The 23,025-nt window shown below is 58.3% G+C and carries 25 protein-coding genes, 1 tRNA gene and 1 riboswitch; of the genes, 13 read left to right on the plus strand and 13 right to left on the minus strand.

What is annotated here, in order from left to right; all coding sequences use genetic code 11:
* Window positions 1-34: 34 nt before the first annotated feature.
* The 6 genes from rfbA to AC2TDJ_RS02295 all read right to left on the minus strand — a co-directional run bounded on the left by rfbA (window position 35) and on the right by AC2TDJ_RS02295 (window position 5,528).
* Complete coding sequence (gene rfbA / locus AC2TDJ_RS02270; RefSeq protein WP_480838824.1) at window positions 35-958, minus strand: glucose-1-phosphate thymidylyltransferase RfbA; 924 nt, start codon at window positions 956-958, stop codon at window positions 35-37.
* The gene (rfbD, locus tag AC2TDJ_RS02275; RefSeq protein WP_480838826.1) at window positions 955-1,824 is read right to left on the minus strand and encodes a dTDP-4-dehydrorhamnose reductase; all 870 of its coding nucleotides are present in this window, start codon (window positions 1,822-1,824) and stop codon (window positions 955-957) included. Before rfbD ends, rfbA begins: the two co-directional genes overlap by 4 nt.
* Entirely contained in the window at window positions 1,824-2,861 is a 1,038-nt protein-coding gene (gene rfbB, locus AC2TDJ_RS02280; protein ID WP_480838828.1) for a dTDP-glucose 4,6-dehydratase, read from the minus strand. The genes rfbD and rfbB overlap by 1 nt, the downstream gene beginning before the upstream one ends.
* Window positions 2,858-3,424, minus strand: coding sequence for a dTDP-4-dehydrorhamnose 3,5-epimerase (gene rfbC, locus AC2TDJ_RS02285; protein ID WP_480838830.1), 567 nt, complete (start codon window positions 3,422-3,424; stop codon window positions 2,858-2,860). The genes rfbB and rfbC overlap by 4 nt, the downstream gene beginning before the upstream one ends.
* A gap of 579 nt (window positions 3,425-4,003) precedes the next feature.
* Window positions 4,004-5,146 carry a rhamnan synthesis F family protein gene (locus AC2TDJ_RS02290; protein ID WP_480838832.1) on the minus strand — a complete coding sequence of 381 codons (1,143 nt, stop codon included), beginning with the start codon at window positions 5,144-5,146 and terminating at the stop codon, window positions 4,004-4,006.
* A 306-nt stretch (window positions 5,147-5,452) separates the two neighbouring features.
* Window positions 5,453-5,528 (minus strand) — tRNA-Lys (locus AC2TDJ_RS02295).
* A gap of 209 nt (window positions 5,529-5,737) precedes the next feature.
* On the opposite strand from AC2TDJ_RS02295, the gene dapF reads away from it, so the two are divergent.
* Together dapF and mtaB are read left to right on the plus strand one after the other, a co-directional pair.
* A complete protein-coding gene (gene dapF, locus AC2TDJ_RS02300; protein WP_480838834.1) occupies window positions 5,738-6,580 on the plus strand; it encodes a diaminopimelate epimerase in 843 nt (280 codons plus the stop codon).
* Complete coding sequence (gene mtaB / locus AC2TDJ_RS02305) at window positions 6,577-7,833, plus strand: tRNA (N(6)-L-threonylcarbamoyladenosine(37)-C(2))-methylthiotransferase MtaB (protein WP_480838836.1); 1,257 nt, start codon at window positions 6,577-6,579, stop codon at window positions 7,831-7,833. Before dapF ends, mtaB begins: the two co-directional genes overlap by 4 nt.
* Before the next feature lie 150 nt (window positions 7,834-7,983).
* Here the strand turns inward: mtaB and AC2TDJ_RS02310 are convergent, their stop codons facing one another.
* Genes AC2TDJ_RS02310 through petA form a run of 3 tightly spaced genes read right to left on the minus strand, consistent with a single transcriptional unit; the run spans window position 7,984 to window position 10,711 of the window.
* Window positions 7,984-8,766, minus strand: coding sequence for a cytochrome c1 (locus tag AC2TDJ_RS02310; protein ID WP_480838838.1), 783 nt, complete (start codon window positions 8,764-8,766; stop codon window positions 7,984-7,986).
* A gap of 17 nt (window positions 8,767-8,783) precedes the next feature.
* Entirely contained in the window at window positions 8,784-10,115 is a 1,332-nt protein-coding gene (gene petB / locus AC2TDJ_RS02315) for a cytochrome b (RefSeq protein ID WP_480838840.1), read from the minus strand.
* Between the two features lie 11 nt (window positions 10,116-10,126).
* Window positions 10,127-10,711 (minus strand): ubiquinol-cytochrome c reductase iron-sulfur subunit, encoded by a 585-nt coding sequence (petA, locus tag AC2TDJ_RS02320; protein ID WP_480838842.1) that lies wholly within the window; start codon window positions 10,709-10,711, stop codon window positions 10,127-10,129.
* A gap of 485 nt (window positions 10,712-11,196) precedes the next feature.
* On the opposite strand from petA, the gene AC2TDJ_RS02325 reads away from it, so the two are divergent.
* Complete coding sequence (locus AC2TDJ_RS02325; protein WP_480838844.1) at window positions 11,197-11,643, plus strand: c-type cytochrome; 447 nt, start codon at window positions 11,197-11,199, stop codon at window positions 11,641-11,643.
* 13 nt (window positions 11,644-11,656) lie between these two features.
* Here the strand turns inward: AC2TDJ_RS02325 and AC2TDJ_RS02330 are convergent, their stop codons facing one another.
* Entirely contained in the window at window positions 11,657-12,271 is a 615-nt protein-coding gene (locus AC2TDJ_RS02330) for an FMN-binding negative transcriptional regulator (protein WP_480838846.1), read from the minus strand.
* 54 nt (window positions 12,272-12,325) lie between these two features.
* A riboswitch (FMN riboswitch) is annotated at window positions 12,326-12,472 on the plus strand.
* Window positions 12,473-12,544: 72 nt separating this feature from the next.
* On the opposite strand from AC2TDJ_RS02330, the gene AC2TDJ_RS02335 reads away from it, so the two are divergent.
* The 5 genes from AC2TDJ_RS02335 to cobO all read left to right on the plus strand — a co-directional run bounded on the left by AC2TDJ_RS02335 (window position 12,545) and on the right by cobO (window position 16,497).
* Window positions 12,545-12,985: a 6,7-dimethyl-8-ribityllumazine synthase gene (locus tag AC2TDJ_RS02335; protein ID WP_480838848.1), complete on the plus strand. Its 441-nt coding sequence runs from the start codon at window positions 12,545-12,547 to the stop codon at window positions 12,983-12,985.
* Window positions 12,986-13,112: 127 nt separating this feature from the next.
* Entirely contained in the window at window positions 13,113-14,213 is a 1,101-nt protein-coding gene (gene aroC, locus AC2TDJ_RS02340) for a chorismate synthase (RefSeq protein ID WP_480838850.1), read from the plus strand.
* Entirely contained in the window at window positions 14,197-14,859 is a 663-nt protein-coding gene (locus tag AC2TDJ_RS02345; RefSeq protein WP_480838852.1) for an HD domain-containing protein, read from the plus strand. Before aroC ends, AC2TDJ_RS02345 begins: the two co-directional genes overlap by 17 nt.
* Before the next feature lie 45 nt (window positions 14,860-14,904).
* A complete protein-coding gene (locus tag AC2TDJ_RS02350) occupies window positions 14,905-15,840 on the plus strand; it encodes a DMT family transporter (protein ID WP_480838854.1) in 936 nt (311 codons plus the stop codon).
* A 57-nt stretch (window positions 15,841-15,897) separates the two neighbouring features.
* Complete coding sequence (gene cobO / locus AC2TDJ_RS02355) at window positions 15,898-16,497, plus strand: cob(I)yrinic acid a,c-diamide adenosyltransferase (protein ID WP_480838856.1); 600 nt, start codon at window positions 15,898-15,900, stop codon at window positions 16,495-16,497.
* Between the two features lie 35 nt (window positions 16,498-16,532).
* Here cobO and AC2TDJ_RS02360 read toward each other — a convergent pair whose 3' ends face one another.
* From AC2TDJ_RS02360 to AC2TDJ_RS02370, 3 genes are all read right to left on the minus strand, one after another.
* Window positions 16,533-16,763: a hypothetical protein gene (locus AC2TDJ_RS02360; protein WP_480838858.1), complete on the minus strand. Its 231-nt coding sequence runs from the start codon at window positions 16,761-16,763 to the stop codon at window positions 16,533-16,535.
* Window positions 16,764-16,973: 210 nt separating this feature from the next.
* The gene (locus AC2TDJ_RS02365) at window positions 16,974-18,542 is read right to left on the minus strand and encodes an alkaline phosphatase D family protein (RefSeq protein WP_480838860.1); all 1,569 of its coding nucleotides are present in this window, start codon (window positions 18,540-18,542) and stop codon (window positions 16,974-16,976) included.
* 147 nt (window positions 18,543-18,689) lie between these two features.
* Window positions 18,690-19,556 (minus strand): branched-chain amino acid aminotransferase, encoded by an 867-nt coding sequence (locus AC2TDJ_RS02370; protein ID WP_480838862.1) that lies wholly within the window; start codon window positions 19,554-19,556, stop codon window positions 18,690-18,692.
* 158 nt (window positions 19,557-19,714) lie between these two features.
* Between AC2TDJ_RS02370 and AC2TDJ_RS02375 the strand changes: the two genes are divergently transcribed.
* The 5 genes from AC2TDJ_RS02375 to AC2TDJ_RS02395 all read left to right on the plus strand — a co-directional run bounded on the left by AC2TDJ_RS02375 (window position 19,715) and on the right by AC2TDJ_RS02395 (window position 23,023).
* The gene (locus AC2TDJ_RS02375; RefSeq protein WP_480838864.1) at window positions 19,715-20,224 is read left to right on the plus strand and encodes a MarR family winged helix-turn-helix transcriptional regulator; all 510 of its coding nucleotides are present in this window, start codon (window positions 19,715-19,717) and stop codon (window positions 20,222-20,224) included.
* A complete protein-coding gene (locus tag AC2TDJ_RS02380; RefSeq protein ID WP_480838866.1) occupies window positions 20,221-20,922 on the plus strand; it encodes a response regulator in 702 nt (233 codons plus the stop codon). The genes AC2TDJ_RS02375 and AC2TDJ_RS02380 overlap by 4 nt, the downstream gene beginning before the upstream one ends.
* A gap of 68 nt (window positions 20,923-20,990) precedes the next feature.
* A complete protein-coding gene (locus AC2TDJ_RS02385; RefSeq protein WP_480838868.1) occupies window positions 20,991-21,917 on the plus strand; it encodes a histone deacetylase family protein in 927 nt (308 codons plus the stop codon).
* On the plus strand, window positions 21,914-22,156 hold the full coding sequence (locus AC2TDJ_RS02390) for an exodeoxyribonuclease VII small subunit (RefSeq protein ID WP_037313918.1): 243 nt from the start codon (window positions 21,914-21,916) through the stop codon (window positions 22,154-22,156). The genes AC2TDJ_RS02385 and AC2TDJ_RS02390 overlap by 4 nt, the downstream gene beginning before the upstream one ends.
* Entirely contained in the window at window positions 22,157-23,023 is an 867-nt protein-coding gene (locus AC2TDJ_RS02395; RefSeq protein ID WP_480838870.1) for a polyprenyl synthetase family protein, read from the plus strand. It begins immediately after the preceding gene.
* Window positions 23,024-23,025 lie beyond the last annotated feature (2 nt).

The following is a 23,025-nucleotide window of genomic DNA, read 5'->3' on the forward strand; positions in this document are numbered from 1 at the left end:
TCTAAAACCCGAACGGCAATGAACGCAACTGAGGTCAGTTGGACGCGATTAGGTTGGCCAGATACCGGCCATAGGCGTTTTTCTTGAACAACTCAGCGCGCTTGGCGATGTCATCGCCATTGATCCAACCCTGATAATACGCGATCTCCTCAAGGCAACCGGTTTGCAGACCCTGACGCTGTTCCAGCGTTCGGACAAAGTTGCTGGCGTCCAGCAAGCTGGCATGAGTACCGGTATCCAGCCAAGCGTAGCCACGGCCCATCCGTTTGACCGTCAGCTTTCCGGCTTTCAGATACATTTCAAGCAAGGTCGTGATCTCAAGCTCGCCCCGTTCGGATGGCTGAACCTCACGCGCCAGCTTTGGTGCGTTGCCGTCCAGGAAATACAAACCCGTCACCGCATAGTTCGATGGCGGAACCTCGGGCTTTTCGATGATTTCAACCGCGCTGCCATTTTCGTCAAAACTGACGACACCGTAACGCTCGGGATCGGTCACGTGGTAGCCAAAAACGGTGCCGCCATCCCGCTGATGATCAGCCGCTGCAAGTATTTCCGGCAGGCCAACGCCGAAGAAGACGTTATCCCCCAGAACCAAGGCCGAAGGCGCGCCGTCCAGAAAGTCTTCGGCAAGCAAATAGGCCTGCGCAAGACCATCCGGAGAGGGCTGGACAATGTAGGTCAGAGAGATGCCCCATTGACTGCCATCCCCCAGGGTTCGCTTGAACTGTTCCTGGTCCTGCGGCGTGGTGATCACGGCAATTTCGCGAATACCTGCCAGCATCAGTACCGACATCGGGTAATAGATCATCGGTTTGTCATAAAGCGGCAGAAGCTGCTTTGAGATGCCCATTGTAATTGGATATAACCGCGTGCCGGAACCGCCGGCCAGAATGATGCCTTTGCGATCTGTGACATTGCGCTCTTTGGGGCTGGTTGGGTGGGTCTGGAAAGTGCTCATGAAAATTCACCATTCTGCCGCAGTTGATTAATGATAACTTGTGTAGCATCGCGCCAGTCCGGTTGCGCCACGCCAAAAACGGCTTCGGTCGCGCTGCAATCCAAGCGCGAGTTTAAGGGCCTGGTTGCCGGAGTCGGATAATCCGAGGTCGGGATTCCTGTGACATCGACTTTGCGGTCGGCGACCTCAAAAATCGTGCTGGCAAAGTCCTTCCAGCTCACGTCCGGCGAACCGGAAAAATGATAGGTTCCGGATTTTCCCGCATCCTCACGGATTTGATCCGCAATCGTCAGGCAGGCCTCGGCAATGGCACGCGCCGGAGTGGGTCCCCCAATCTGATCATCCACGATCGACAGCGCGTCCCGCGTCTCTGACAACCGCAGCATCGTTTTCAGAAAATTGCTGCCATGCCCCGAAAATACCCAGGAGGTACGCAAAATGACATGTGTGGCGCCCGAAGCACGGATACCGCGCTCGCCAGCCAGCTTAGACCGGCCATATGTGTTTTGCGGGTCCACCGGGTCAGCCGGCGATCTTGGCGTCGCGCCCTTTCCGTCAAAGACATAGTCGGTGGAAATATGTACCAGCGGGCATCGCGACTCTGCCGCTGCACGGGCCATCGCAGCAGGGGCTTCGCCGTTAATGACGTGGGCGAGCTCCGATTCCTCTTCGGCCTTGTCCACCGCGGTGTAAGCCGCGGCGTTGATCACGGCGCGCGGCGCGTGTTGGCGGATGGCGCGGGCACAGGCTTCCGGATCGGAAAGGTCTGCCGCGGATCTGGACAGAAATACAGCGTCAGGGACCAGCCCGGCCAGTTCATGTGCAACTTGCCCGGTTTTGCCGAATATGAGTATCGCAGCAGCCATCAGCCGCGCCCCAAACGGGTGCCGACACCTTCGCGGTCCAACAGCGGGCGCCACCAATCCTCGTTGTTCAGATACCAGTCGATCGTGCGCTCAAGACCTTCCTCGACAGTAACCGACGGGCGCCAACCCAGTTCGGTTCGAATGCGATCAGGGTCAATCGCATAACGGGCATCGTGACCCGGACGGTCGGTGACAAAGGTGATCAGTTTCTCATAGGGCTTCGAACCCGGGCGCTTTTGATCCAGCAGTCGGCAGATCGTTTCAATCAACTCGATATTGGTTCGTTCGTTTTCGCCGCCGATGTTATAGCTGCGACCAATCTGACCGTTTTCCAGAACACACAAAAGCGCGTCTGCATGGTCTTCGACATAGAGCCAGTCCCGAACGTTCAGCCCCTGCCCGTAGACCGGAATCTCTTTTCCCGAGATTGCGTTGAGGATCACTTTCGGCACCAGCTTTTCCGGGAAGTGATATGGGCCGTAATTGTTCGAGCAGTTGGTCAGAACCACCGGCAGACCATAGGTTTCGTGCCAGGCTCGCACCAGATGATCGGATGAAGCCTTGGACGCCGAATACGGGCTGCGCGGATCGTACGGAGTTTCCTCGGTGAACATGCCCTCTTCACCAAGTGAGCCATAGACTTCATCCGTCGAGATATGATGAAACCGGAAATCGTCAGGTCGCCCACGTCCCACCCAATGGCTGCGCGCAGCCTCAAGCAAGTTGTACGTTCCGGTCACGTTGGTTTCGATGAAATCGCCGGGCCCGTCGATCGATCGGTCAACGTGGCTTTCGGCAGCCAGATGCATCACCGCATCAGGGGAATGCTGCGCAAAAATCCGATCCAGTTGATCCCTGTTTCTAATGTCGGCATGTTCAAAATGGTAGAGCGGGTTATCCGCGACCGGCGCTACATTTTCCAAGCGCCCCGCATAGGTTAGTGCATCAAGATTGATGACCTCATGCCCTCTGCTGATGGCCAATCGGACAACGGCAGAGCCGATGAAACCTGCGCCGCCGGTAATCAGTAGCTTCATGTCTGTTCCTTGTATTCGAATGGGCTGTCAAAATCTTTCAGCAAAGGCGCGTTCTTGTCCTTATCCGACAAGACAGGATCTGCGGTCAGCTTCCAGTCGATCCCGATGTCCGGGTCATCAAAACGGACAGAACCGTCACATTCCGGTGCGTAGTAATCCGAGCACTTATAGACAATTTCGGTGTTTGGTTCGCGCGTAACGAACCCGTGGAGAAACCCTTCCGGTATCAACAATTGTCGACCATTCTCACTGCTCAATTCGGCGCCGATCCATTTTCCGTAAGTCGGGCTACCTTTTCGGATATCCACGACAACGTCGAAAAACAGTCCGCGACCGCATCGAACCAGCTTTGCCTGCGCATGCGGCGGCGACTGGAAATGCAGGCCGCGAACAGTGTTCACAGCCGCTGAAAGCGAATGATTGTCCTGAACGAAATCAATGTCGATCCCTTCCGCCAGAAGTGTTTTTCGGTTCCAGCTTTCAGAAAAAAACCCTCGTTCGTCGCCAAATCGGGCAGGTTCCAGCAACAGAACCCCTTGCAACTCAGTTTGTGCAACTTTCACAGAATCCTCCACCGTCGGGGCAACACGTTAAGATTACTCATTAACAACATCTTTCCAGATTGTGGACAGATGGATTTGCCTATGACTCTTCTGCCGGAAATAAAGACGCCTCCAACTTCTTCGGCGATGCGCTAAGAAGTATCTGTTTGAAAATTGCGTGGTCAATCTCCACTCACGCCGGAACTCCGTGCGAGACCCGAGCGGTGGGTCTGCCGCTGGTATCACAGACACAGATTTGGTTGGCTGTTACAACAGAGTAAGCAGGATGCGCAACCGCGATTGTCAATTGATCATCGCCCGGTAATCGTGTCGTGGCGGCGGCTTTCAGCGGTCAAAGTTGGTTATCCCGAACGCGTTGACAAATATCGATCCAATTGGACGAGTTGCCAAAGATATGCAAGACCACGCGTTCGGGGCTGCTCCTGGAGCTCATCTCTTGCTTTTGATTGACACTCACCCCTGCGGCCGGATCTCAGACAATCAACGACCCGCTTTAGCCAACGATCCGATAGAGGCCATGCCCCTGCGGCGTCTGGTCGACCGGGTCAATCCGTCCTGACACCGCGGCAACGTCGGGCATTAGGCGAAAGGCGTTAGCCGCCTCGCTTCACGCGCGATTTCGGCACCGCGTTCCCCGTCGATTTGTTCGATGATCCGCAGTGTCACGCGTGCGCCGTCCTTGGACAGCCAAAGCGGCGATTTCTTGAGGAATTGGAAGCCCTTGCGCCGAAGCAAATAGCCGGCTAAGGCATATCCCGATGCTCGCCGGGACACGGCAGCAAGGATGAATGCGATCCGGTCGGCACGCCCCTTTGCCTTGGTGTGATCTGATGCAAGTACATCCGACTTGATCTGCTCCAGCCGGTTGTCGTCCAACATGACCAACTCCCGTGTTATGCGATCAATTTCGTCGTCCGGCATTTCCGACAGCTCGGTATCGAGCTTGTCCACTTCGCAGGTCGCGCGGTGGCTGTATCCGCGTTTGATCACCCATTGGGTCAATCCGATCTCACCTCGCCTCACTGTTCGGGTCTTGTCGTTTCGGATCTCCAGTTTTTTCCAATAGGACAGAAAAGCGGGATCGCGCAGAATTCTAGGGCCAATCCCAAGCGCATAGGAAGCATAGTGGAAATTCCTGTGGTCGGTTCGAAAATTCCACGAAATCTCGCGAAAACGCTCAGGATCCACTCTGGGCATGGCATAGTTCGACGTCGCACCGCAATAATCGACCCCAAGGTCGCGCGCACAATCGAACCAGCTTCGCGTCTGCGGTACGAACCAGGCGGAGTCGTTGATGATCCACAGGTGATCCAAATCGTGCAGCTTGGGAGCCAACTCCAGTACGGCGTCACGATAGCCACCAAAATCATAACCGAAATTCGGCCTCTCCATGATCTGCCAGGCATATGGTGACAGGCGCTCCAGATCCTCCGTTTCAAGCGGCAGGTTCGAAACGACGAAGGGGGTGACACCCGCTTTGATCATGTCTTTCAACGCGGATACATGCGATGGCAGAACACCGTCTTTCGGAAATATGAGGTAAATGCCAATTTCACTTGTGGCGGCCTGTTGGCCGGCATGGAGTCGCGTTTTCCGGGTGCGTGTCAGATCATATGCCCGCCTCACATAAAGCGTGCGAAAAAACTCGACCGGCGCATAGGCGATCTTACGACCAAGGCGAGCCAGCTCCCGCTTGAGTTTCCATAGTGGTATCTTGGCCATCCGGTACGTGCATTGTTAAGAAAAAACAGGACCTGCGAGGTGCCACGGGCTTCGTGACCCACCCGTTTCTACTTATAGAAACCACACCGGACCGCAACCTGTTAGGGCCAATTGAGATTCAGGATGCATGTATGTTGTGACCTACCTCCCCTGGTGCCCAAGGCGCAAGCGAAGCACCAAGTTCAACAGATCACTTGGCAGGCCGGGAACGTTGCGATCCGGTGGCGAACAGAACTTTGGAAACCTTGATGAGTAGTTTTCGAAGCGCACCCACAAGCACCAAGAGAGAGAAAATCGGGGAAAAAGTGGTGAGCCGTGCAGGATTCGAACCTGCGACCCACTGATTAAAAGTCAGTTGCTCTACCAACTGAGCTAACGGCCCACTCTTTGTTGGATCTGATAGATCCGTGGCGCTCTGTAAGGTATTTACCCGACCGGGTTCAAGACCTTATTTGCACCTCGTTTCGCCATCACTTGAAGTGGATCCGGCGTCCCGATAGGCGGCCTAATTAGGCAGGTGGCGCGGGGGGGTCAACCCCTTTTTTCAGGAATCTGCGCGACAGGGTGGATTCATTTCACAGCCATCGTTATATGCCCGCCATGCAACACTCACACGACACCGGATTGCCCTTCATGAAGATGCACGGGCTGGGCAATGATTTCGTCATTGTGGACGCGCGCAGGCACGATGCGGCGATCACGACCTCTTTGGCGAAGGGAATCGGACACCGGCAATTCGGTGTTGGTTTTGATCAGCTGGCGGTGATCGGGAACGGAGACACGGACGCACATCTGGTGTTCTACAACGCTGATGGCTCGACATCGGCGGCATGTGGAAATGCCACGCGTTGCATCGCTCGGTTTTTGATGGACGAGCAGGGTAAGGACGAACTGGTGCTGACCACGGAACGCGGCAAGCTGCTGGCGCGGGACGCGGGTGATGGCCTCACCTCGGTCAACATGGGGCAGCCGCAGTTGAAGTGGAACGAGATTCCGCTGGCCGAAGAAATGGACACGCTGGAACTGCCGATCGAAGGTGGCCCGACAGCTACCGGAATGGGTAATCCGCATTGCACGTTCTTTGTGGAAAACGCAGAAGCGATTCCTCTGGAAGAGTTCGGTTCCCGTTACGAGTATCACCCGCTCTATCCCGAGCGCACCAATGTGCAGGTCGCACAGGTGATTGATCCGGACCACATCCGAATGCGTGTCTGGGAGCGTGGCGTGGGAATCACGCTGGCCTCCGGGTCATCCTCGTGCGCGACGGCCGTGGCGGCGGCGCGGCGTGGTCTGACGGGGCGAAAGGTTCGGATTGATCTGGACGGCGGCACGATATGGATCGACTGGCGCAAGGACGGGGTATGGATGACCGGCCCGACCTGTCATGTCTTTTCGGGGACCCTGACCCCCGAATTTCTGGAGTCTCTGGGATGAACCCGCCCAAGTTCGCCACCCTGGGCTGTCGCCTGAACGCCTATGAGACCGAGGCGATGAAAGAGCTGTCGCAGCAGGCCGGCCTACAGGACGCTGTAGTTGTCAACACCTGCGCCGTAACCGCCGAAGCCGTACGCAAGGCCCGGCAGGAAATTCGCAAGCTGCGTCGGGAGAACCCAGGTGCGCGCCTGATCGTCACCGGTTGTGCCGCGCAGACTGAACCCCAGACCTTTGCCGCGATGGATGAAGTCGACGCGGTCATCGGCAATACCGAGAAGATGCAGCCCGAAACCTGGAAAGGTATGGCGGCGGATTTCATCGGTGAATCCGAAGCCGTTCAAGTCGACAACATCATGTCCGTGACCGAAACCGCGGGTCACCTTATCGATGGCTTCGGCACCCGTTCTCGTGCCTATGTACAAGTCCAGAATGGCTGCGATCACCGCTGCACCTTTTGCATCATCCCGTACGGGCGCGGCAACTCACGCAGTGTCCCCGCGGGCGTTGTAGTGGATCAGATCAAACGGTTGGTGGACCGGGGCTACAACGAGGTCGTGCTGACCGGCGTTGACCTGACCTCATGGGGCGCGGATCTTCCGGCGCAACCGAAACTGGGCGATCTGGTCATGCGGATTCTCAAACTCGTGCCGGACCTTCCCCGCCTGCGCATCAGCTCGATCGACTCGATCGAAGTGGACGAGAACCTGATGCAGGCTATCGCCACCGAACCGCGCCTGATGCCGCATCTCCATCTGTCCCTGCAACATGGCGACGATCTGATCCTGAAACGCATGAAGCGCCGGCATTTGCGGGATGACGCCATTCGGTTCACCGAAGAGGCTCGCAAGCTGCGGCCCGACATGACATTTGGCGCCGATATCATCGCGGGCTTCCCAACCGAATCCGAGGCGCATTTCGAAAACTCGCTGAAGCTGGTTACCGATTGCGATCTGACCTGGCTGCACGTCTTCCCCTATTCCAAACGCGAAGGCACGCCAGCCGCACGCATCCCGCAACAGGTCAACGGCAACGTGATCAAGAACCGCGCCGCCCGTCTGCGTACGGCCGGAGACGCCCAGATCACCAAACACCTCAACGCGCAGATCGGCAAATCCCACCGCATTCTGATGGAAAATCCCCATATGGGCCGGACCGAGCAATTCACCGAAGTGATGTTCGCCGCGCCGCAGCCTGAAGGGCGGATCGTTCCGGCTAGGATCACTGGATCAACCACTACCCAACTGCTGGCCTGATACACCGCGCATCTTCACCTGGCTAAAAAATATCCCGGGGATGAATGGGCCGCAGGCCAAGAAGGGGCTGGCCCCTTCCCGACCCGCCATAAAAAAATCCCCGGTGCCGTAGGGCGCCGGGGATTTCAATTGCAAGTAGGGGTGTAAGCCTTAGTGCTCTTTCCCTTTCACCGGTGCCCACAGGCGCTTGTTGACCAGATACAACAGCACCGACAGAACAGTCAGGAACAGAACACCGACAAAGCCAGCATTCTTGCGGTCCATCATTTTGGGTTCAGCCGCCCACATCAGGAACGCGGAAACATCTTCGGACATTGCCTCGACCGAGTTTGCGTGTCCGTCAGCGAATTCGACCTGTTCATCGAACAGCGGTGGTGCCATCGAGATCCAGCCACCGGGGAAGGCGGTGTTTTCGTACAGAACCGCGCCCGCTTCTTCCTTTTCCTCGCCAGTATAGCCATCCAGCAGAGAAGCGATGTATTCCGCACCGCCCATACCTTTGAACAACTGGTTGATACCCAGACCATAAGGTCCGTGGAAACCGGCGCGCGCCTTTGCCATCAGGCTCAGATCGGGCGCGCCTGCACTGGTGTTGGCCGGGAAATGGTCGGTCGGGATCGCCGGGCGGAAATCATCCAGTTCCGGATCGAACACTTCGAAGTTGCCAGCCGCATACGCGATGACCTCTTCTTCCGAGTACCCCAGCGCTTCGAGGTCACGCAAAGGCACGTATTGCAGGCCGTGGCAGGCCGCGCAAACCTCGGTGTAGACCTGAAGGCCACGCTGGAGCTGGTTTTGATCGTAGGTGCCGAAGGGGCCTTCGAACGAGAACGCGAAGTCCTCGATATGCTGCTCGCCGCCACCTGCTGCAAAGGATGCAGCAGGGGTCAGGGCCAGAGCAAACGCGGCGCCGATTGCAAGTTTCTTGAACATGATTCCGGTCCCTCTTCTTACTCGGCCGGCGTGGCTTCGGCGTCAGCCTTGCCATAATGCGCGTTGAAGTCTTCTTCGATGGTCTCTGGCGGAAGCTCGGGCTTTTCGATGACGCCCAGGATCGGCAGGATCACGAAGAAATAAGCGAACCAGTAGGCCGAGGCGATCAGCGAGAAGGTCGCATAGGGTTCCTCGGCGGGCATCGCCCCCAGCCACATCAGGGCGAAGAAGTCGATGATCAGCAGGTAGAACCACCATTTGAACATCGGGCGGTACTTGCCCGAACGCACGCTCGAGGTATCCAGCCAGGGCGCCAGAGCCATCGCCAGGATCGCGCCGAACATCGCCAGAACACCAAAGAACTTGGCGTCGATGATGCCGCCGGTGACGAAGCTGGCAATCTGCACAACCCAGACCTCACCGGTGAAGGCACGCAGGATCGCGTAGAACGGCAGGAAATACCATTCAGGCACGATGTGTGCAGGTGTCACCAGCGGGTTGGCTTCGATGTAGTTGTCCGGGTGGCCCAGGTAGTTCGGCATGAAGCCGACAACGGCCCAGAATACAACCAGGATCACGGCCAGCGCGAACAGGTCCTTGATCACGAAGTACGGCCAGAACGGAAGCGTGTCTTTCTCGGCTTCGGCTTTCGAACCACGGCGCACTTCAACACCTGTCGGGTTGTTGTTGCCGGTGGTGTGGAAGGCCCAGATGTGCACGATCACCAGCGCCGCAATCACGAACGGCAGCAGGTAGTGCAGCGAGAAGAAGCGGTTCAGCGTGGCGTTGTCCACCGCCGGTCCGCCCAGCAGCCAGGTCTGGATCGCGTCACCTACGAACGGGATCGCACCAAACAGGCCGGTGATCACGGTCGCACCCCAGAAGGACATCTGACCCCAGGGCAGAACATAGCCCATGAAGGCGGTGCCCATCATCATCAGATAGATCAGCATTCCGATGATCCACGTGATCTCACGCGGGGCTTTGTACGAGCCGTAGAACAGACCGCGGAAGATGTGGATGTAAACCGCGACAAAGAACAGCGATGCGCCATTCATGTGCAGGTAGCGCAGCATATAGCCGCCATTCACGTTGCGCATGATGTGTTCGATGCTGGCGAAGGCCAGATCGACATGGGGGGTGTAGTGCATCACCAGAACGATACCGGTAACGATTTGCAGCGCCAGGCAGAACGCCAGGACGATACCCCAGATCCACCACCAGTTCAGGTTCTTGGGGGTCGGGATCATGAGGGTGTCATACAGCAGGCCGACGATTGGCAGGCGGCTGTTCAGCCACTTCTCGCCGTTTGTCTTCGGCTCGTAATGATCGTGGGGAATTCCGGACATCTGGGTCTCCCTTAGCCGAGTCTGATGGTGGTGTTGTCGGTCCATTCCGCAGGCGGAACGGGCAGGTTCTCAGGCGCGGGGCCTTTACGGATGCGGCCGGCAAGGTCGTAGTGCGAGCCGTGGCAGGGGCAGAACCACCCGCCAAAATCGCCTGCATCCCCCAGAGGAACGCAACCAAGGTGGGTACACACGCCCATCTGCACGATCCATGCACCGGGCGCTTCGCCTTCCGGCGATGGCATCACGCGGTTTGCATCGGTTGCAGGGGCGTCGGCGTTCAGGTTGGCGTTGCGGGCCAGCGGATCAGGCAACGCGGCCAGACCCTCTTCGTCCTGCTGTTGTGCTTCCGCGATTTCGGCACCGGTGCGGTGACGGATAAACACGGGTTTGCCCAACCATTTGACGGTTAGCTGCGTGCCCGGCTCAACCCCGCTCACATCCACGCGGATCGAGGACAGCGCCTGAACGTCTGCCGATGGGTTCATTTGGTTGATCAGGGGCCATACGGCTGCACCCGTCGCGACGACACCTGCGCCGCCAGCGACGTAGTAGAGGAAATCTCTGCGGGTGCCTTCGTGGTCTTCTGCGTGGGACACGAGGTTTTCTCCGATTCCAGCGCCCGGGTTTCGGGCAAACATGCATCAGCACCGCATCAAAGCGGCGTCTCATCGCGGCTATCTAGCCGGGAGAAAACGGTTCGTCCAGCGGTCATAGGCGCGCACTACGCCGCATCTGGGCATTCATGTCACAACGAAAGGGCCAAAATTCAAGGTTTCACGACTTTCAGACTCATGAATTCGACATGAGTATCAGCGCCAGCACTATGTGATTCGCCCGCGCGCAGAAAGCGGTTCAACGGCTTAAGCCGGGCTTGGCATCGCGGTTGAGCGTCAAGCACTATGACCCAAATTTTGCCACAAAATCGCCGCGCCAGTTTCAACTTTAGCGTGATTTTTCTGACGCTAAATTGTTAATATAAAATAGATATTTCCGAAACACTACTTGCGTTTGGTTTCCTGTTGCACCCTCTGCCTGAATGCCCCAAGGCGCAATCAGGTATTTGCGAAACAGGAGCGCCCTCATGTCAAAGTTAACCGCAACCGCACTGCTGTTCACGGTCGCAACCGCTGCTCAGGGTCTCGCAGCGGGCGATCCGGCCAAAGGTGAAAAACTCTATAACCGCTGCTCTTCCTGCCACGCGATCATCAAGAACGGCGAAGTTCTGGTCAAAGGCGGTATCACCGGGCCGAATCTCTACGGCGTGGTCGGACGGGTCGCCGGCTCCGAGAGCGACTATCGCTACGGAAGCGAACGGCTGCCCATCGGCATGTTCACCGACGACATGATCCGCGCTGGCGAAGAAGGCCTCGTCTGGACCGAAGACAACATCGCCGCTTACTCAAAGGACCCGATCGGGTTCATCAAGGACTATCTGGACGACGAAACCGCACGCCCGAACATGTCCGTCAAGCTCAAGAAAGGCGCGGACGATATTGCGGCCTACTTGGCGACATTTTCGGCGCAATAGCGCCAGGGGCTGGTCACGCCTTGCGCATCAGCGCGGCCAGCCATTCCGCGTCGCTGCCGAACCCTGCAGCTTCGATCTGATCTGCGGCGTCAAGGCGTGCGTCCTCGGGTTTGTTCTGGTTCAGTTTCCACGTCCCTTGAATATCTTCAACGCACAGGCGGCATGGAACAATCATCCGCATGAGCTTTTCCAAAGCTTCATCCGTCATTTTCCTCGGGTTCCATGGCAGTTTGGGACGCAGGCGATCTTCAAAGAACGCTGACTGGCGATCCAACGTTCCCCTGAGGTCTTCTTGGGGACGCAGCTCCAGCCGTCCGGTGAGATGCACCGCAATATAGTTCCACGTCGGCACCTGATCGTCCAATCCGTACCAGTCTGGCGATACATAACCATCAGGGCCGGTCACCGCGATTCGCGCGGTTTTTGGTTCGCCCAACACCCGGACGATCGGGTTGGAGCGCACCAGGTGCAGCTCCACGTTCCGGCCATCCTCGGACAACAGAAACGGCACATGGCTGAGCAACGGTGCCCCGACCGTGGATACAGCGAGTACGCCAAAGGCGCGGTGGCGCGCAAAGTCCACGTTGCGTGCGCGATCCTCCGCGCGAAAGGCAGGGTTTGGGTGCATGGTTGTCCTCCTTTCGATCTCTCTTGCAGACCGGCCGTTCCCTTGGCAAGTTCGGACTGTTCTCAGGGCGGGGCGGAATTCCCCACCGGCGGTATGCGGGCCGTGACCCGTAAGCCCGCGAGCGACCCCGTTTTCGGGGTGTCAGCAGATCTGGTGAGAGGCCAGAGCCGACGGTTACAGTCCGGATGAAAGAGAACGCGCAGCGTGTCGCCAAGCGACGCGGCTGTTCGTGATCGCCTTGGGTGAAGTGTCTGTTTTGCTAAGGAGATCATGATGACACACACCCGCTATGCTTTTGTCAAAGCCAACTGGCATTCCGATATCGTCGACCGCGCCCTCGAAGGGTTTCTGGAACTCATCCCCGCTGAACAGGTCGATGTTTTCGACGTCCCCGGCGCGTTCGAGATGCCTCTGCTGGCCCGCGAATTGGCTCAGACCGGTCGCTATGCCGCTGTGGCCTGCGCCGCCTTCGTGGTGGATGGCGGCATCTACAGGCACGATTTCGTGGCGCAGGCCGTCGTCGACGGATTGATGCGCGCGGGTCTCGATGCCGGAGTGCCAGTCCTGTCGGTCTCCCTGACACCGCACCAATATCAGGAGACCGATCACCACAACGCCATATACCGCGACCACTTCGTCCAAAAGGGGCGCGAGGCCGCACAAGCCGCACTGCAGATCACGGCAACGCACGCCGCCCTCAGGCAAGCGGCCTGATCTTCATCTTTTCAAAAATACTCAAACGCGTCGCCTGAAAGGCGGCGCGACACGTTCTGCCAGCCGCAAATCCGCTTGAGGCCACGAGCCTTGCCCGCTAATCACAACGCTCAAAGGAGCATGCCCCATGTCGATGAACAGTTTTGGCCACCTCTTCCGCGTCACCACCTGGGGCGAAAGCCATGGTCCCGCGCTTGGCGCTACCGTCGATGGTTGCCCTCCGGGTGTCGAGATCGATGAAAGCATGATCCAGCACTGGCTGGACAGGCGTAAACCGGGACAGAACAAGTTCACCACGCAGCGCCGCGAGCCCGATCAGGTGAAAATTATGTCCGGCGTGTTCGAAGGCCAGACCACCGGCACGCCTGTCCAGTTGATGATCGAAAACACCGATCAGCGCTCGAAAGATTACAGCGACATCATGGACAAGTTCCGTCCGGGCCATGCCGATATCACCTACTGGCAGAAATACGGCATTCGTGACTATCGCGGCGGCGGGCGCAGTTCGGCCCGTGAAACCGCGTCGCGTGTGGCCGCGGGCGGTTTGGCACGCGAAGCGATCAAACAGATCGCGCCCAACGTGCAGATTACTGGCTATATGGTGCAGATGGGCCCCCACAAAATCGACCGCGACAACTTCGACTGGTCGCAGATCGAGCAGAACCCGTTCTGGACCCCCGATGCGCAGTCGGCAGGCAATTGGGCAGCTTATCTGGACGATTTGCGTAAATCCGGAAACTCGGTCGGTGCAGTGGTCGAAGTGGTCGCTCGGGGCATACCCGCGGGCCTCGGCGCACCGGTTTACGCCAAGTTAGACACGGATTTGGCCGCTGCAATGATGTCGATCAATGCGGTCAAGGGCGTCGAGATCGGCGAGGGCATGGCCGCCGCCGAACTGACCGGCGAGGCCAATGCCGATGAGATTTTCATGGGTCAGGACGGACCGCAATTCAGCTCCAATCACGCAGGTGGTATTCTGGGAGGTATCTCAACCGGGCAGGATGTTGTGGTCCGATTTGCGGTCAAGCCGACCTCGTCCATCCTGACCACCCGCAAGACCATCACCAAATCGGGCGAGGAAACCGAGATCGTCACCAAAGGCCGCCACGACCCCTGCGTCGGCATCCGCGCCGTGCCGGTCGGCGAGGCGATGATGGCCTGCGTCATCCTCGACCACCTGCTGCTGCATCGCGGCCAGATCGGAGAGAACCGTGGACGGATCGGCTGACCTGCGAGGGCGGTTGCGCGGTATCGTCGCGCAGCGGATGCAGACGGACCCCGCGCACGATCTGGCCCATCTGGATCGTGTTTGGGTCAATGCTCAGGCCATTGCGGATCCTGATACAGATATGCCGGTGTTGATGGCCGCCAGCTACCTGCATGACCTGGTGAATATGTCCAAGGACGACCCTGATCGCCATTTGGCCTCACGTCGGTCGGCCGTGGAATCAGAGCCTATTCTGGCCGATTTGGGCTATGGTCGGGCTCAGATCCGCGCCATTCAGCACGCAATTGAAGCGCACAGTTTCTCGGCCAATATCGCCCCGGAAACGGACGAGGCCCGTATCCTTCGCGATGCCGACAGGTTGGATGCGCTGGGCGCAATCGGCGTTGCACGTAATTTCTCCGTTTCGGGTGCTCTCGGGCGGTCGCTGTATGACCCGGCCGATCCGTTTGCGGAAAACCGGCCGCTGGATGATCTGCATTTCTCGGTCGACCATTGGAAAGTCAAACTGCTGAACCTGCCTGACGAGATGCTGACCGAGGCGGGAAAACAGATCGCGCAGCAAAGGACCGAGCGCATGATCCGCTTCCTAGAAGAGTTTGCCGAAGAGATCGGCAGCGCCTTGCCGCAATCCTGGGTCACCCGCTGATTCAAGCCGTTGATCTTTCCGCCACAAAGGCGCAGGGTCGCGCCGATGGCAAAATCGTTAACATCGCATCGACCCGTTCTGGCCGTGGGTCTGAAACTGGCCGCGTTGATGCTGTTCACATCCATGTCAGCGCTGGTCAAAGCCTTGTCCGATGATTTCCCTCCGGGGGAGATGGTGTTTTTCAGGTCGCTGTTCGCCATCCCCGTGATCGTCATCTGGCTGATCGCACGAGGAGAGCTGGCCCATGGCTTTGTCGTCAAGAAACCCATGGGCCACTTTTGGCGCGGCGTTCTTGGCACCGGCGCCATGGGTCTGACATTTACCGGCCTCAGCCTGCTTCCCCTGCCCGAAGTGACCGCAATCGGCTATGCCACCCCGATCTTTACCCTGATTCTGGCGGCATTCATGCTGGGGGAACGCATCCGCATGATCCGCATCGGAGCGGTTGCAATTGGTCTGGTCGGGGTGCTGATCATGATCTGGCCACGGCTGGGCGGTGGCAACATGGAAACCGCCGCGACAATTGGCGCGCTCTGCGTACTGGGCGCAACGATTGCCCGCGCTTTTGTGCAGATCCACATCCGGCAACTAGTACAGGTCGATCATCCGGCGGCGATCGTGTTCTATTTTTCGCTGACGGCGACGCTGTTGTCCGGGCTGACGGCCTTCTTCGGCTGGACCGTGCCCACCCTTCAGCAAGCCGCAATCCTGATCGGAATGGGCCTGATCGGCGGCGTTGCTCAGATTCTCGTGACCTCGTCCTACAGGTTCGGGCAGGCTTCGATGCTGGCACCCTATGACTATACCACCATGCTGTTTGCGATATTTATTGGCTATGTGTGGTTTGATGAATTGCCGACGCTGGTCATGCTGGCCGGTGCAGCGCTGGTGATTGCGGGCAACGCGCTGGTTATCTGGCGCGAACGGCAACTGGGTCTCGAACGCGGCAAGGCGCGATCTGTATCTGACCCCAAAGCCTGATCTTTACCTTTTGCAAACTTCCCCTAGGTTGGGCCGGACAATCAATGAGGTTCCAAGATGAGCGACGCGCAGGATCACAAGGAAAAAATGCAAGAGGTGCAGGCCAAGCACCGCAAGAAAGTGTCCGAGGCGGTCGATCCCGGACGCGGGTTGGTACTGATCAATACCGGCAAAGGCAAAGGTAAGTCTTCGGCGGCGTTCGGTGTTGTCATTCGCGCCCTGGGCTGGGGCCAAAAGGTGGCTGTGGTGCAGTTCATCAAGGGCAAATGGAAAACGGGCGAGCGGCGGTTTTTCGAGGATCGTGACCTGGTGACCTGGCACACGATGGGCGAGGGTTTCACCTGGGACACGCAGGATCGCGAGCGCGACATCGCCGCCGCCACCGCTGCCTTTGGGAAGGCCTGTGATTTGATGAGTAGTGGCGAGTACGATCTGGTCGTATTGGACGAAATCAACATCGCCCTACGCTACGAATACCTTTCTGTAGACACTGTAATTGAAGGTCTGAAGGCACGATCCGACAAAACCAGCGTCTTTCTGACGGGCCGCGACGCGCCGCAAGCGTTGCGTGACTATGCCGATCTTGTGACCGAAATGACCGAGGAAAAACACCCCTTCCAGGCAGGCATCAAAGCCCAGCGCGGCGTAGATTTCTGAGGAAAACGAGCTGGCGCTGTTCCACCGGAACTGCGCTACAGCTCACCCGTACCGCCTTCGTTGGTGCGCATGGTCTCGAACACATACCTGACCGAGCCGCGCTGACTGGCGGCACTATGCGGCAATTGATCAGTGCGCGCGATGTCCGTGACCTCGGGCGCGGGCTTGCGCTGTTCGACATAGGCCGCAAAGTCATCGTCGCAGCAGCAGCCGCAACAGGTTGCTGCCTCGTGCCGAACAATGATTTCGTCAAGTGGATCGCCCATCCCGACCTCTCAAACTCCACGTCCAATCGTTTCCGAGGCGGTGGCGAGCTCTCACCAACTCATGCGCTAAACCCGCAAACCGCCCCGAAATCCTGTGCTGGATAACGAGTATCTGGCCTTGGCCTTTATCTGATCAATTCAGTCGGAAATATCAAGCCCAAATCCGCACTCCGAAATACTCCGGAGTGCGAAGGTCAAATTGCAGATACCTCAAAGCGCGCGTTTTTGCGGGTCCAGCGTAACGGACCACAATTCAGTGTCGGCCCGGTCCATCAGGCGGACAGTCATTTGTTCCGTTGCACCGTCAATATCCACCAGACCAAAGAACTGCAGCCCCGCGCTGGGAGGCAGGTTCACGCCTTGTCCTTCGGCCGGAGCTTTGACGAACTTGACCTCCGGACCAAAGGTGCCGTCCAGGGCATTCGGACCAAAAGTCCCCGCGTGCAGTGGACCAGATACAAACTCCCAAAACGGTTCGAAGTCCTGGAATTGTGCTTTGTTAGGGTCGTAGTAATGCGCGGCGGTGTAATGGACATCTGCCGTGAACCAGACTGTGTTGGTGATGTTCTCCGACTTGATGAACCGAAGCAAATCGGCAATTTCCAGTTCGCGACCCTTGGCCGGTCCGCTGTCTCCGTTGGCAATTGCCTCGGCTCCGGCCTGTTCTCTCCAGTTGTCCCACACAATCAGTCCGATCGGCATATCGGATGCGATAACTTTCCACGTGGCTTCGGAAGAGGCCAGCTCCCGTTTCAGCCAGGCCAGTTGCCCCGTCCCTAGGATGCGCGACTTTTCGGTGATTTCTTGCTCCATCGATGGACCATTCGGACCACGATAGCTGCGCAGGTCCAGGAAGAAGACGTCCAGCATCGGACCGTATGAGATCTTGCGATACACGCGGCCCGGCTCGGCAGGTGTGAAACGCAATGGAGTCATCTCGTGGAACGCTCGCGCGGCGCGCGATTGCAGCACATGCACCGATTTCTCGGTATACCGGTCATCCGAGATCAGGTCCTTGGCGTCAGACCAGTTGTTGACCACCTCGTGATCATCCCACTGGAAGAAAGTCGGGCAGAGCGCATTCATCGCACGCAAGTGCTCGTCCATCATGTTGTATTTCCACTGGGCGCGGAATTCGTCCAGCGTTTCGGCCACCTTGCGTTTCTCGTCGATCAGCGTGGTGTTTTTCCAGATCACTTGGCCGTCTTTTTCAACCTCATCCTGCATCGGACCATCGGCATAGACTGTGTCGCCGGAATGGATGAAAAAATCGGGTCTGTGCTGCGCCATAGTTGCGTATGTTCGCATTCCGTCGTCATCGATGCCCCATCCCTGTCCGGCCGTGTCGCCCGACCAGGCAAAGCGAATATCCCGCTGCGAAGTCGGCGCAGTGCGGAATTGCCCTGTAATAGGCTCTGAAACGACATTGATGTCACTCAGGTCAGCGGCGACAAAGCGGTAGAATATGTCCTGATCCGAGGGCAGACCCTCGATCAGGCGTTTCACGGCAAAATCGCTGTTGGGAATGGCATCCATCGGTGTCAGTTTGCGGGCATCGGCAAAGCTTTCGGTGGTTGAGACCTCCATCATGACCCGCGCGGGACGGTCGGTGCGGGTCCAGATCATGCCCGATGCTGTATCCACATCGCCAGACTGAACGCCATGGGTGAAGACCGGCCGCGACGAAGCCCGGCTGATCGCGGGCACTGACAGCGTTGCGGCGAAGGCCGTGCTGCCCGCCAAAAAAGTGCGGCGCGAGGGATGAATGAGTTTGGTCATTGGGGCTCTCCTGTCTGGTGATACAATAGACGATCACGGGATCGGCGAGCAAAAGAGAGCCGCGCGTTTGTAAAACGCGCGGCTCAGATTCATGAAACTATCACGATGATATCGTGACGATCGTGGATAACTCCACGCGCCGTCAAACTAGCTGCGCACCAGTTTTTCGTAGTCTTCCGCAATTTCGCGCGTCAGGTCGCCCACCTCGAAGGTATAATCACCGATCTGGCCGACCGGAGTGACTTCGGCTGCGGTTCCGGTCAGCCAGCACTGTTCGAAATCGGCCATTTCCTCGGGCTTGATGCGGCGTTCATGAACGGTGATGCCCTTGTCTTTCAGCATCTGAATGACCGTTTGGCGGGTGATTCCGTTCAGGAAGCAATCGGCAAGAGGTGTGTGCACCTCACCATCTTTGACAAAGAACACGTTGGCACCGGTTGCTTCGGCCACATATCCGCGCCAGTCCATGAACAAGGCGTCCGAGCAGCCCTTCGCCTCGGCCTTGTGCTTGGAGATGGTGCAGATCATGTACAGACCCGCCGCCTTTGCGTGAACCGGGATGGTTTCGGGGCTGGGGCGCTTCCATTCGGCGATGTCCAGCTTGGCGCCCTGCATCTTGGCGTCGCCATAGTAGGCGCCCCAAGGCCAGACCGCGATGGCCATGCGAACCGGGTTCTTGGCAGATGCGACACCCATGTCCTCGCCCGAACCACGCCAGACCAGCGCGCGGATATAGGCATCTTGCAGGCCACTGGCTTTCAGCGCCTCTTCCTTGGCGGCTTCGATTTCGTCCACGGAATAGGGGATCGGCATGTCCAGCGCCTCGGCCGAGGCGATCAGACGTTCGGAATGTTCCCTGCTTTTGAAGATCTTGCCATTATAGGCGCGCTCACCCTCGAACACCGACGAGGCATAGTGCATCGCATGGGTCAGGATGTGTACGTTCGCCTCACGCCAGGGCACCAGCTTGCCATCCAACCAGATGACACCGTCACGATCATCATACCCAGCCATGCGAACCCTCCTGAACCGCGATGATTGTTGGATTGTTGCGTGATTCCGTTCGAATTTCCCGGAATTGCCACGCAAAATTCGCGTTTCGATACTCCTCTGCCCTTGGAATGTCAACAACGCTGACTTAAACTCGGGCGACGCAATTGATGAGGCGAGACATGTCTGAAACCCGGCCCGCTCCGGCCTTTGGCGAAAGCCTTCTGTTTCTGACCGATGAACAGCTGCGGCAAGGTATCGAGGCGATGTTCTTCGCCTATCGCGGTTTTACCGCCGATCCCGACCGCATTCTGGCGCAGATGGCGTACGGCCGGGCCCATCACCGCGCCATCCACTTCATCAATCGCGCCCCGGGGACAACGGTCAACAATCTGCTGGCCATTCTGGGGGTTACAAAACAGTCTCTAAACAGGGTTCTTCGCACCCTGATTGATGACGGAATGGTCGAAAGCCGGGTCGGAACCGTGGACAAACGCGAACGGCATCTATTTCTGACGGAAAAGGGCAGTTCCCTGGAAGCCAAACTGTCCGACGCCCAGCGCGCCCGGATGCGCGCAGCCTACAAGGAAGCCGGGCCCGAAGCCGTGGCCGGTTTTCGTAAAGTGCTTGAAGCGATGATGGATGCTGATATGCGTCATGCATATGCCAAACTGCGGGATACGACTTCATGAGCGATATGGACGCCCATCTTCTGATCGTCGACGATGACGAGCGTATTCGCGATCTTTTGAAAAAATTCCTGATGCGCAGCGGGTTTCTGGTGACCTCGGCTCGCGATGCCGGCCATGCAAGGCGCGTGCTGTCGGGGTTGGATTTCGATCTGATCGTCATGGATGTGATGATGCCGGGCGAAGATGGGGTCAGCCTGACCCGGGCCTTGCGGGAGACGCATACGACGCCCATCCTGCTGCTGACGGCAAAAGGTGAAACCGAACACAGGATTGCCGGGCTGGAAGCCGGCGCCGACGACTATCTGGCCAAGCCCTTCGAACCCAAGGAGCTGCTGCTGCGGATCAACGCGATCCTGCGGAGAATGCCCGAAACGCCGGCACAGGATGCCGCTGCCAAGATATTGAGCCTGGGTCCGATCCGATATGACATCGAGCGGGGCGAAATGTGGCAAGGCGAAGACCCGGTGCGCCTTACCGCAACCGAAAGTCAGTTGATGAAGATCTTTTCCGCTCAGCCGGGTGAACCGATCAGCCGTGCCAAACTGGTAGAAGACCTGGGCCGGGACAAAGGTCAGGCTCAGGAACGCGCGGTGGACGTGCAGATCACGCGCTTGCGTCGCAAGATTGAACAGGACCCCAAGCAGCCGCGTTATCTGCAGACCGTGCGGGGAGCCGGGTACATGTTGGCGCCAGACTGATTTGCCGCTGCGCGGCGCTATTTTGCCTTCGGCGAGGATATTTTTGGCCAGATGAACAAGGGATCCCGATGACGACCGCGCTTTTGACCCATGCCGATTGTCTTCAGCATGTGACGCCGCAAGGGCATCCTGAGCGGGTGGCGCGTCTGGAACATGTACTGCATGCTTTGGAGACGCTGGACCTGAAACGCATAGCGGCCCCGTTGGCGGCAGATGACGATCTTCTGCGCATCCACCCCGAGAGTCATATCCGAGAGATCCGCAGCAGCCGACCCGCGGAAGGGTTCGCGCAAATCGATGGCGATACGTTCATGTCGCCGGGCTCGGTGGACGCGGCATATCGCGCTGCGGGGGCAGCGGTTCGGGCCGTGGACTTGGTGTTGGCGGGCGAAGCGACAAACGCGTTTTGCGCCATTCGCCCGCCGGGACATCATGCGGAAACAGGAACTGCAATGGGATTCTGCCTGTTTGGCAACGCGGCACTGGCGGCGAAACATGCGCTGGATCATCATGGCTTGAGCCGCGTCGCCGTTGTGGATTTCGATGTGCATCACGGCAACGGCACGCAGGACCTGCTATGGAATGAAAAGCGCGCGTTGGTGATCACCAGTCAGCAGATGCCGCTTTGGCCCGGCACCGGACGGCCCGATGAAACGGGTGCCCATGAGAATGTGCTGAACATCCCGCTGGCCCCTGGAACCGGCGGGGCCGATATGCGTGCGGCGTATGAGGCGCAGGCCTTTTCACGGTTGCGCGCCTTTGATCCGGACCTGATCATCGTTTCTGCCGGGTTTGATGCCCATCAGGACGATCCGCTGGCCAATCTGAACTGGACCACTGGTGATTTTGCATGGCTCACCGCCGAAATCTGCAAGATTGCCGATGAGGTATGCGGGGGCCGTATCGTCTCGACTCTGGAAGGCGGGTATGATCTGAACGCACTGGCCGAGGCGACGCTCGCCCATGTGGAAGAACTGATGAAGGCAGGACGATGACCGATACTCCCGTTGACCAGATGACATTCGAACAGGCGATGAAGGAACTTGAGGCCGTGGTTGGCCAGCTGGAGCGCGGCGATGTTGCCTTGGATCAGTCCATTGCGCTTTACGAACGTGGTGCTGCGTTGAAAAAGCGTTGCGAGGATGAGTTGAAGCGGGCCGAGGAAAAGGTGGCCGCGATCACTCTGGACGCCGATGGGCAACCAACTGGTACGACACCCGTCGAAGGTCAGTAAATGTTTCGCGAAAAACTGGCGCAGGATGCGGCGCGGGTTCAGGATCACTTCGATCGCGTTCTGGGCGCGTTGGACGATCTGGATGTGACCCGTGCGATGGCCTATGCCACCCGGGGCGGCAAGCGGTTGCGCGGGTTTCTGGTGCTGGAAAGCGCGCGATTGCACGGGATTGACGAGACGCAGGCGATCTGGCCCGCAACCGGAATCGAGGCTTTGCACGCCTATTCCCTGGTTCATGACGATCTGCCCTGCATGGACGACGATGACCTGCGTCGCGGGCGGCCGACCGTCCACATCAAGTGGGACGAGGGCACTGCGGTGCTTGCCGGAGATGCATTGCATACCCTGGCGTTTGAGCTGTGCGTGCGGCCCGAAACTGGTCACGCTGAGATTCGCGCCGAATTGGCCCTGACACTGGCGAAAGCAAGTGGCGCGCAGGGGATGGTGTTGGGGCAGGCGCTGGACATCGCGGCGGAATCGGCTGCATCTCCGCTGGGCCTTCAGGAGATCACCCGCCTTCAGGCGGGCAAGACCGGCGCGCTGATTGAATGGTCGGCCTGTGCCGGGGCGCGGTTGGCGCGGTCCGATCCCGAACCGTTGCGCCGATATGCCAAGGCCCTTGGCCTTGCTTTTCAGATTGCCGACGACATCTTGGATATCGAAGGCGATGCCGAAATAGCCGGGAAACGCCTGCAAAAGGACACCGAGGCTGGCAAGGCCACCTTTGTTTCGCTTCTGGGTCTGGACGCGGCCAAATCCCGGGCGGCGGAACTGGTGGATCAGGCCTGCTCGGCACTTGATGTCTATGGGGCGCGGGCTGAAACCTTGAAGGATGCCGCCCGCTTCGTTATTGCCCGGGACAGCTAAGC

The organism is Ruegeria sp. HKCCD6647-2, from assembly GCF_057221075.1.

Bases quoted from the DNA above. Each gene is read 5' to 3' on its own strand.
- AC2TDJ_RS02365 (WP_480838860.1), bottom strand. From the start codon at position 18,542: ATGACCAAACTCATTCATCCCTCGCGCCGCACTTTTTTGGCGGGCAGC.
- rfbB (WP_480838828.1), bottom strand. From the start codon at position 2,861: ATGAAGCTACTGATTACCGGCGGCGCAGGTTTCATCGGCTCTGCCGTT.
- AC2TDJ_RS02290 (WP_480838832.1), bottom strand. From the start codon at position 5,146: ATGGCCAAGATACCACTATGGAAACTCAAGCGGGAGCTGGCTCGCCTT.
- cobO (WP_480838856.1), top strand. From the start codon at position 15,898: ATGAGCGACGCGCAGGATCACAAGGAAAAAATGCAAGAGGTGCAGGCC.
- AC2TDJ_RS02370 (WP_480838862.1), bottom strand. From the start codon at position 19,556: ATGGCTGGGTATGATGATCGTGACGGTGTCATCTGGTTGGATGGCAAG.
- AC2TDJ_RS02375 (WP_480838864.1), top strand. From the start codon at position 19,715: ATGTCTGAAACCCGGCCCGCTCCGGCCTTTGGCGAAAGCCTTCTGTTT.
- AC2TDJ_RS02310 (WP_480838838.1), bottom strand. From the start codon at position 8,766: ATGTTCAAGAAACTTGCAATCGGCGCCGCGTTTGCTCTGGCCCTGACC.
- AC2TDJ_RS02335 (WP_480838848.1), top strand. From the start codon at position 12,545: ATGACACACACCCGCTATGCTTTTGTCAAAGCCAACTGGCATTCCGAT.
- aroC (WP_480838850.1), top strand. From the start codon at position 13,113: ATGTCGATGAACAGTTTTGGCCACCTCTTCCGCGTCACCACCTGGGGC.
- mtaB (WP_480838836.1), top strand. From the start codon at position 6,577: ATGAACCCGCCCAAGTTCGCCACCCTGGGCTGTCGCCTGAACGCCTAT.
- AC2TDJ_RS02395 (WP_480838870.1), top strand. From the start codon at position 22,157: ATGTTTCGCGAAAAACTGGCGCAGGATGCGGCGCGGGTTCAGGATCAC.
- AC2TDJ_RS02330 (WP_480838846.1), bottom strand. From the start codon at position 12,271: ATGCACCCAAACCCTGCCTTTCGCGCGGAGGATCGCGCACGCAACGTG.
- dapF (WP_480838834.1), top strand. From the start codon at position 5,738: ATGCCCGCCATGCAACACTCACACGACACCGGATTGCCCTTCATGAAG.
- AC2TDJ_RS02350 (WP_480838854.1), top strand. From the start codon at position 14,905: ATGGCAAAATCGTTAACATCGCATCGACCCGTTCTGGCCGTGGGTCTG.
- petB (WP_480838840.1), bottom strand. From the start codon at position 10,115: ATGTCCGGAATTCCCCACGATCATTACGAGCCGAAGACAAACGGCGAG.
- rfbD (WP_480838826.1), bottom strand. From the start codon at position 1,824: ATGGCTGCTGCGATACTCATATTCGGCAAAACCGGGCAAGTTGCACAT.
- AC2TDJ_RS02360 (WP_480838858.1), bottom strand. From the start codon at position 16,763: ATGGGCGATCCACTTGACGAAATCATTGTTCGGCACGAGGCAGCAACC.
- rfbA (WP_480838824.1), bottom strand. From the start codon at position 958: ATGAGCACTTTCCAGACCCACCCAACCAGCCCCAAAGAGCGCAATGTC.
- AC2TDJ_RS02390 (WP_037313918.1), top strand. From the start codon at position 21,914: ATGACCGATACTCCCGTTGACCAGATGACATTCGAACAGGCGATGAAG.
- AC2TDJ_RS02385 (WP_480838868.1), top strand. From the start codon at position 20,991: ATGACGACCGCGCTTTTGACCCATGCCGATTGTCTTCAGCATGTGACG.
- AC2TDJ_RS02325 (WP_480838844.1), top strand. From the start codon at position 11,197: ATGTCAAAGTTAACCGCAACCGCACTGCTGTTCACGGTCGCAACCGCT.
- AC2TDJ_RS02380 (WP_480838866.1), top strand. From the start codon at position 20,221: ATGAGCGATATGGACGCCCATCTTCTGATCGTCGACGATGACGAGCGT.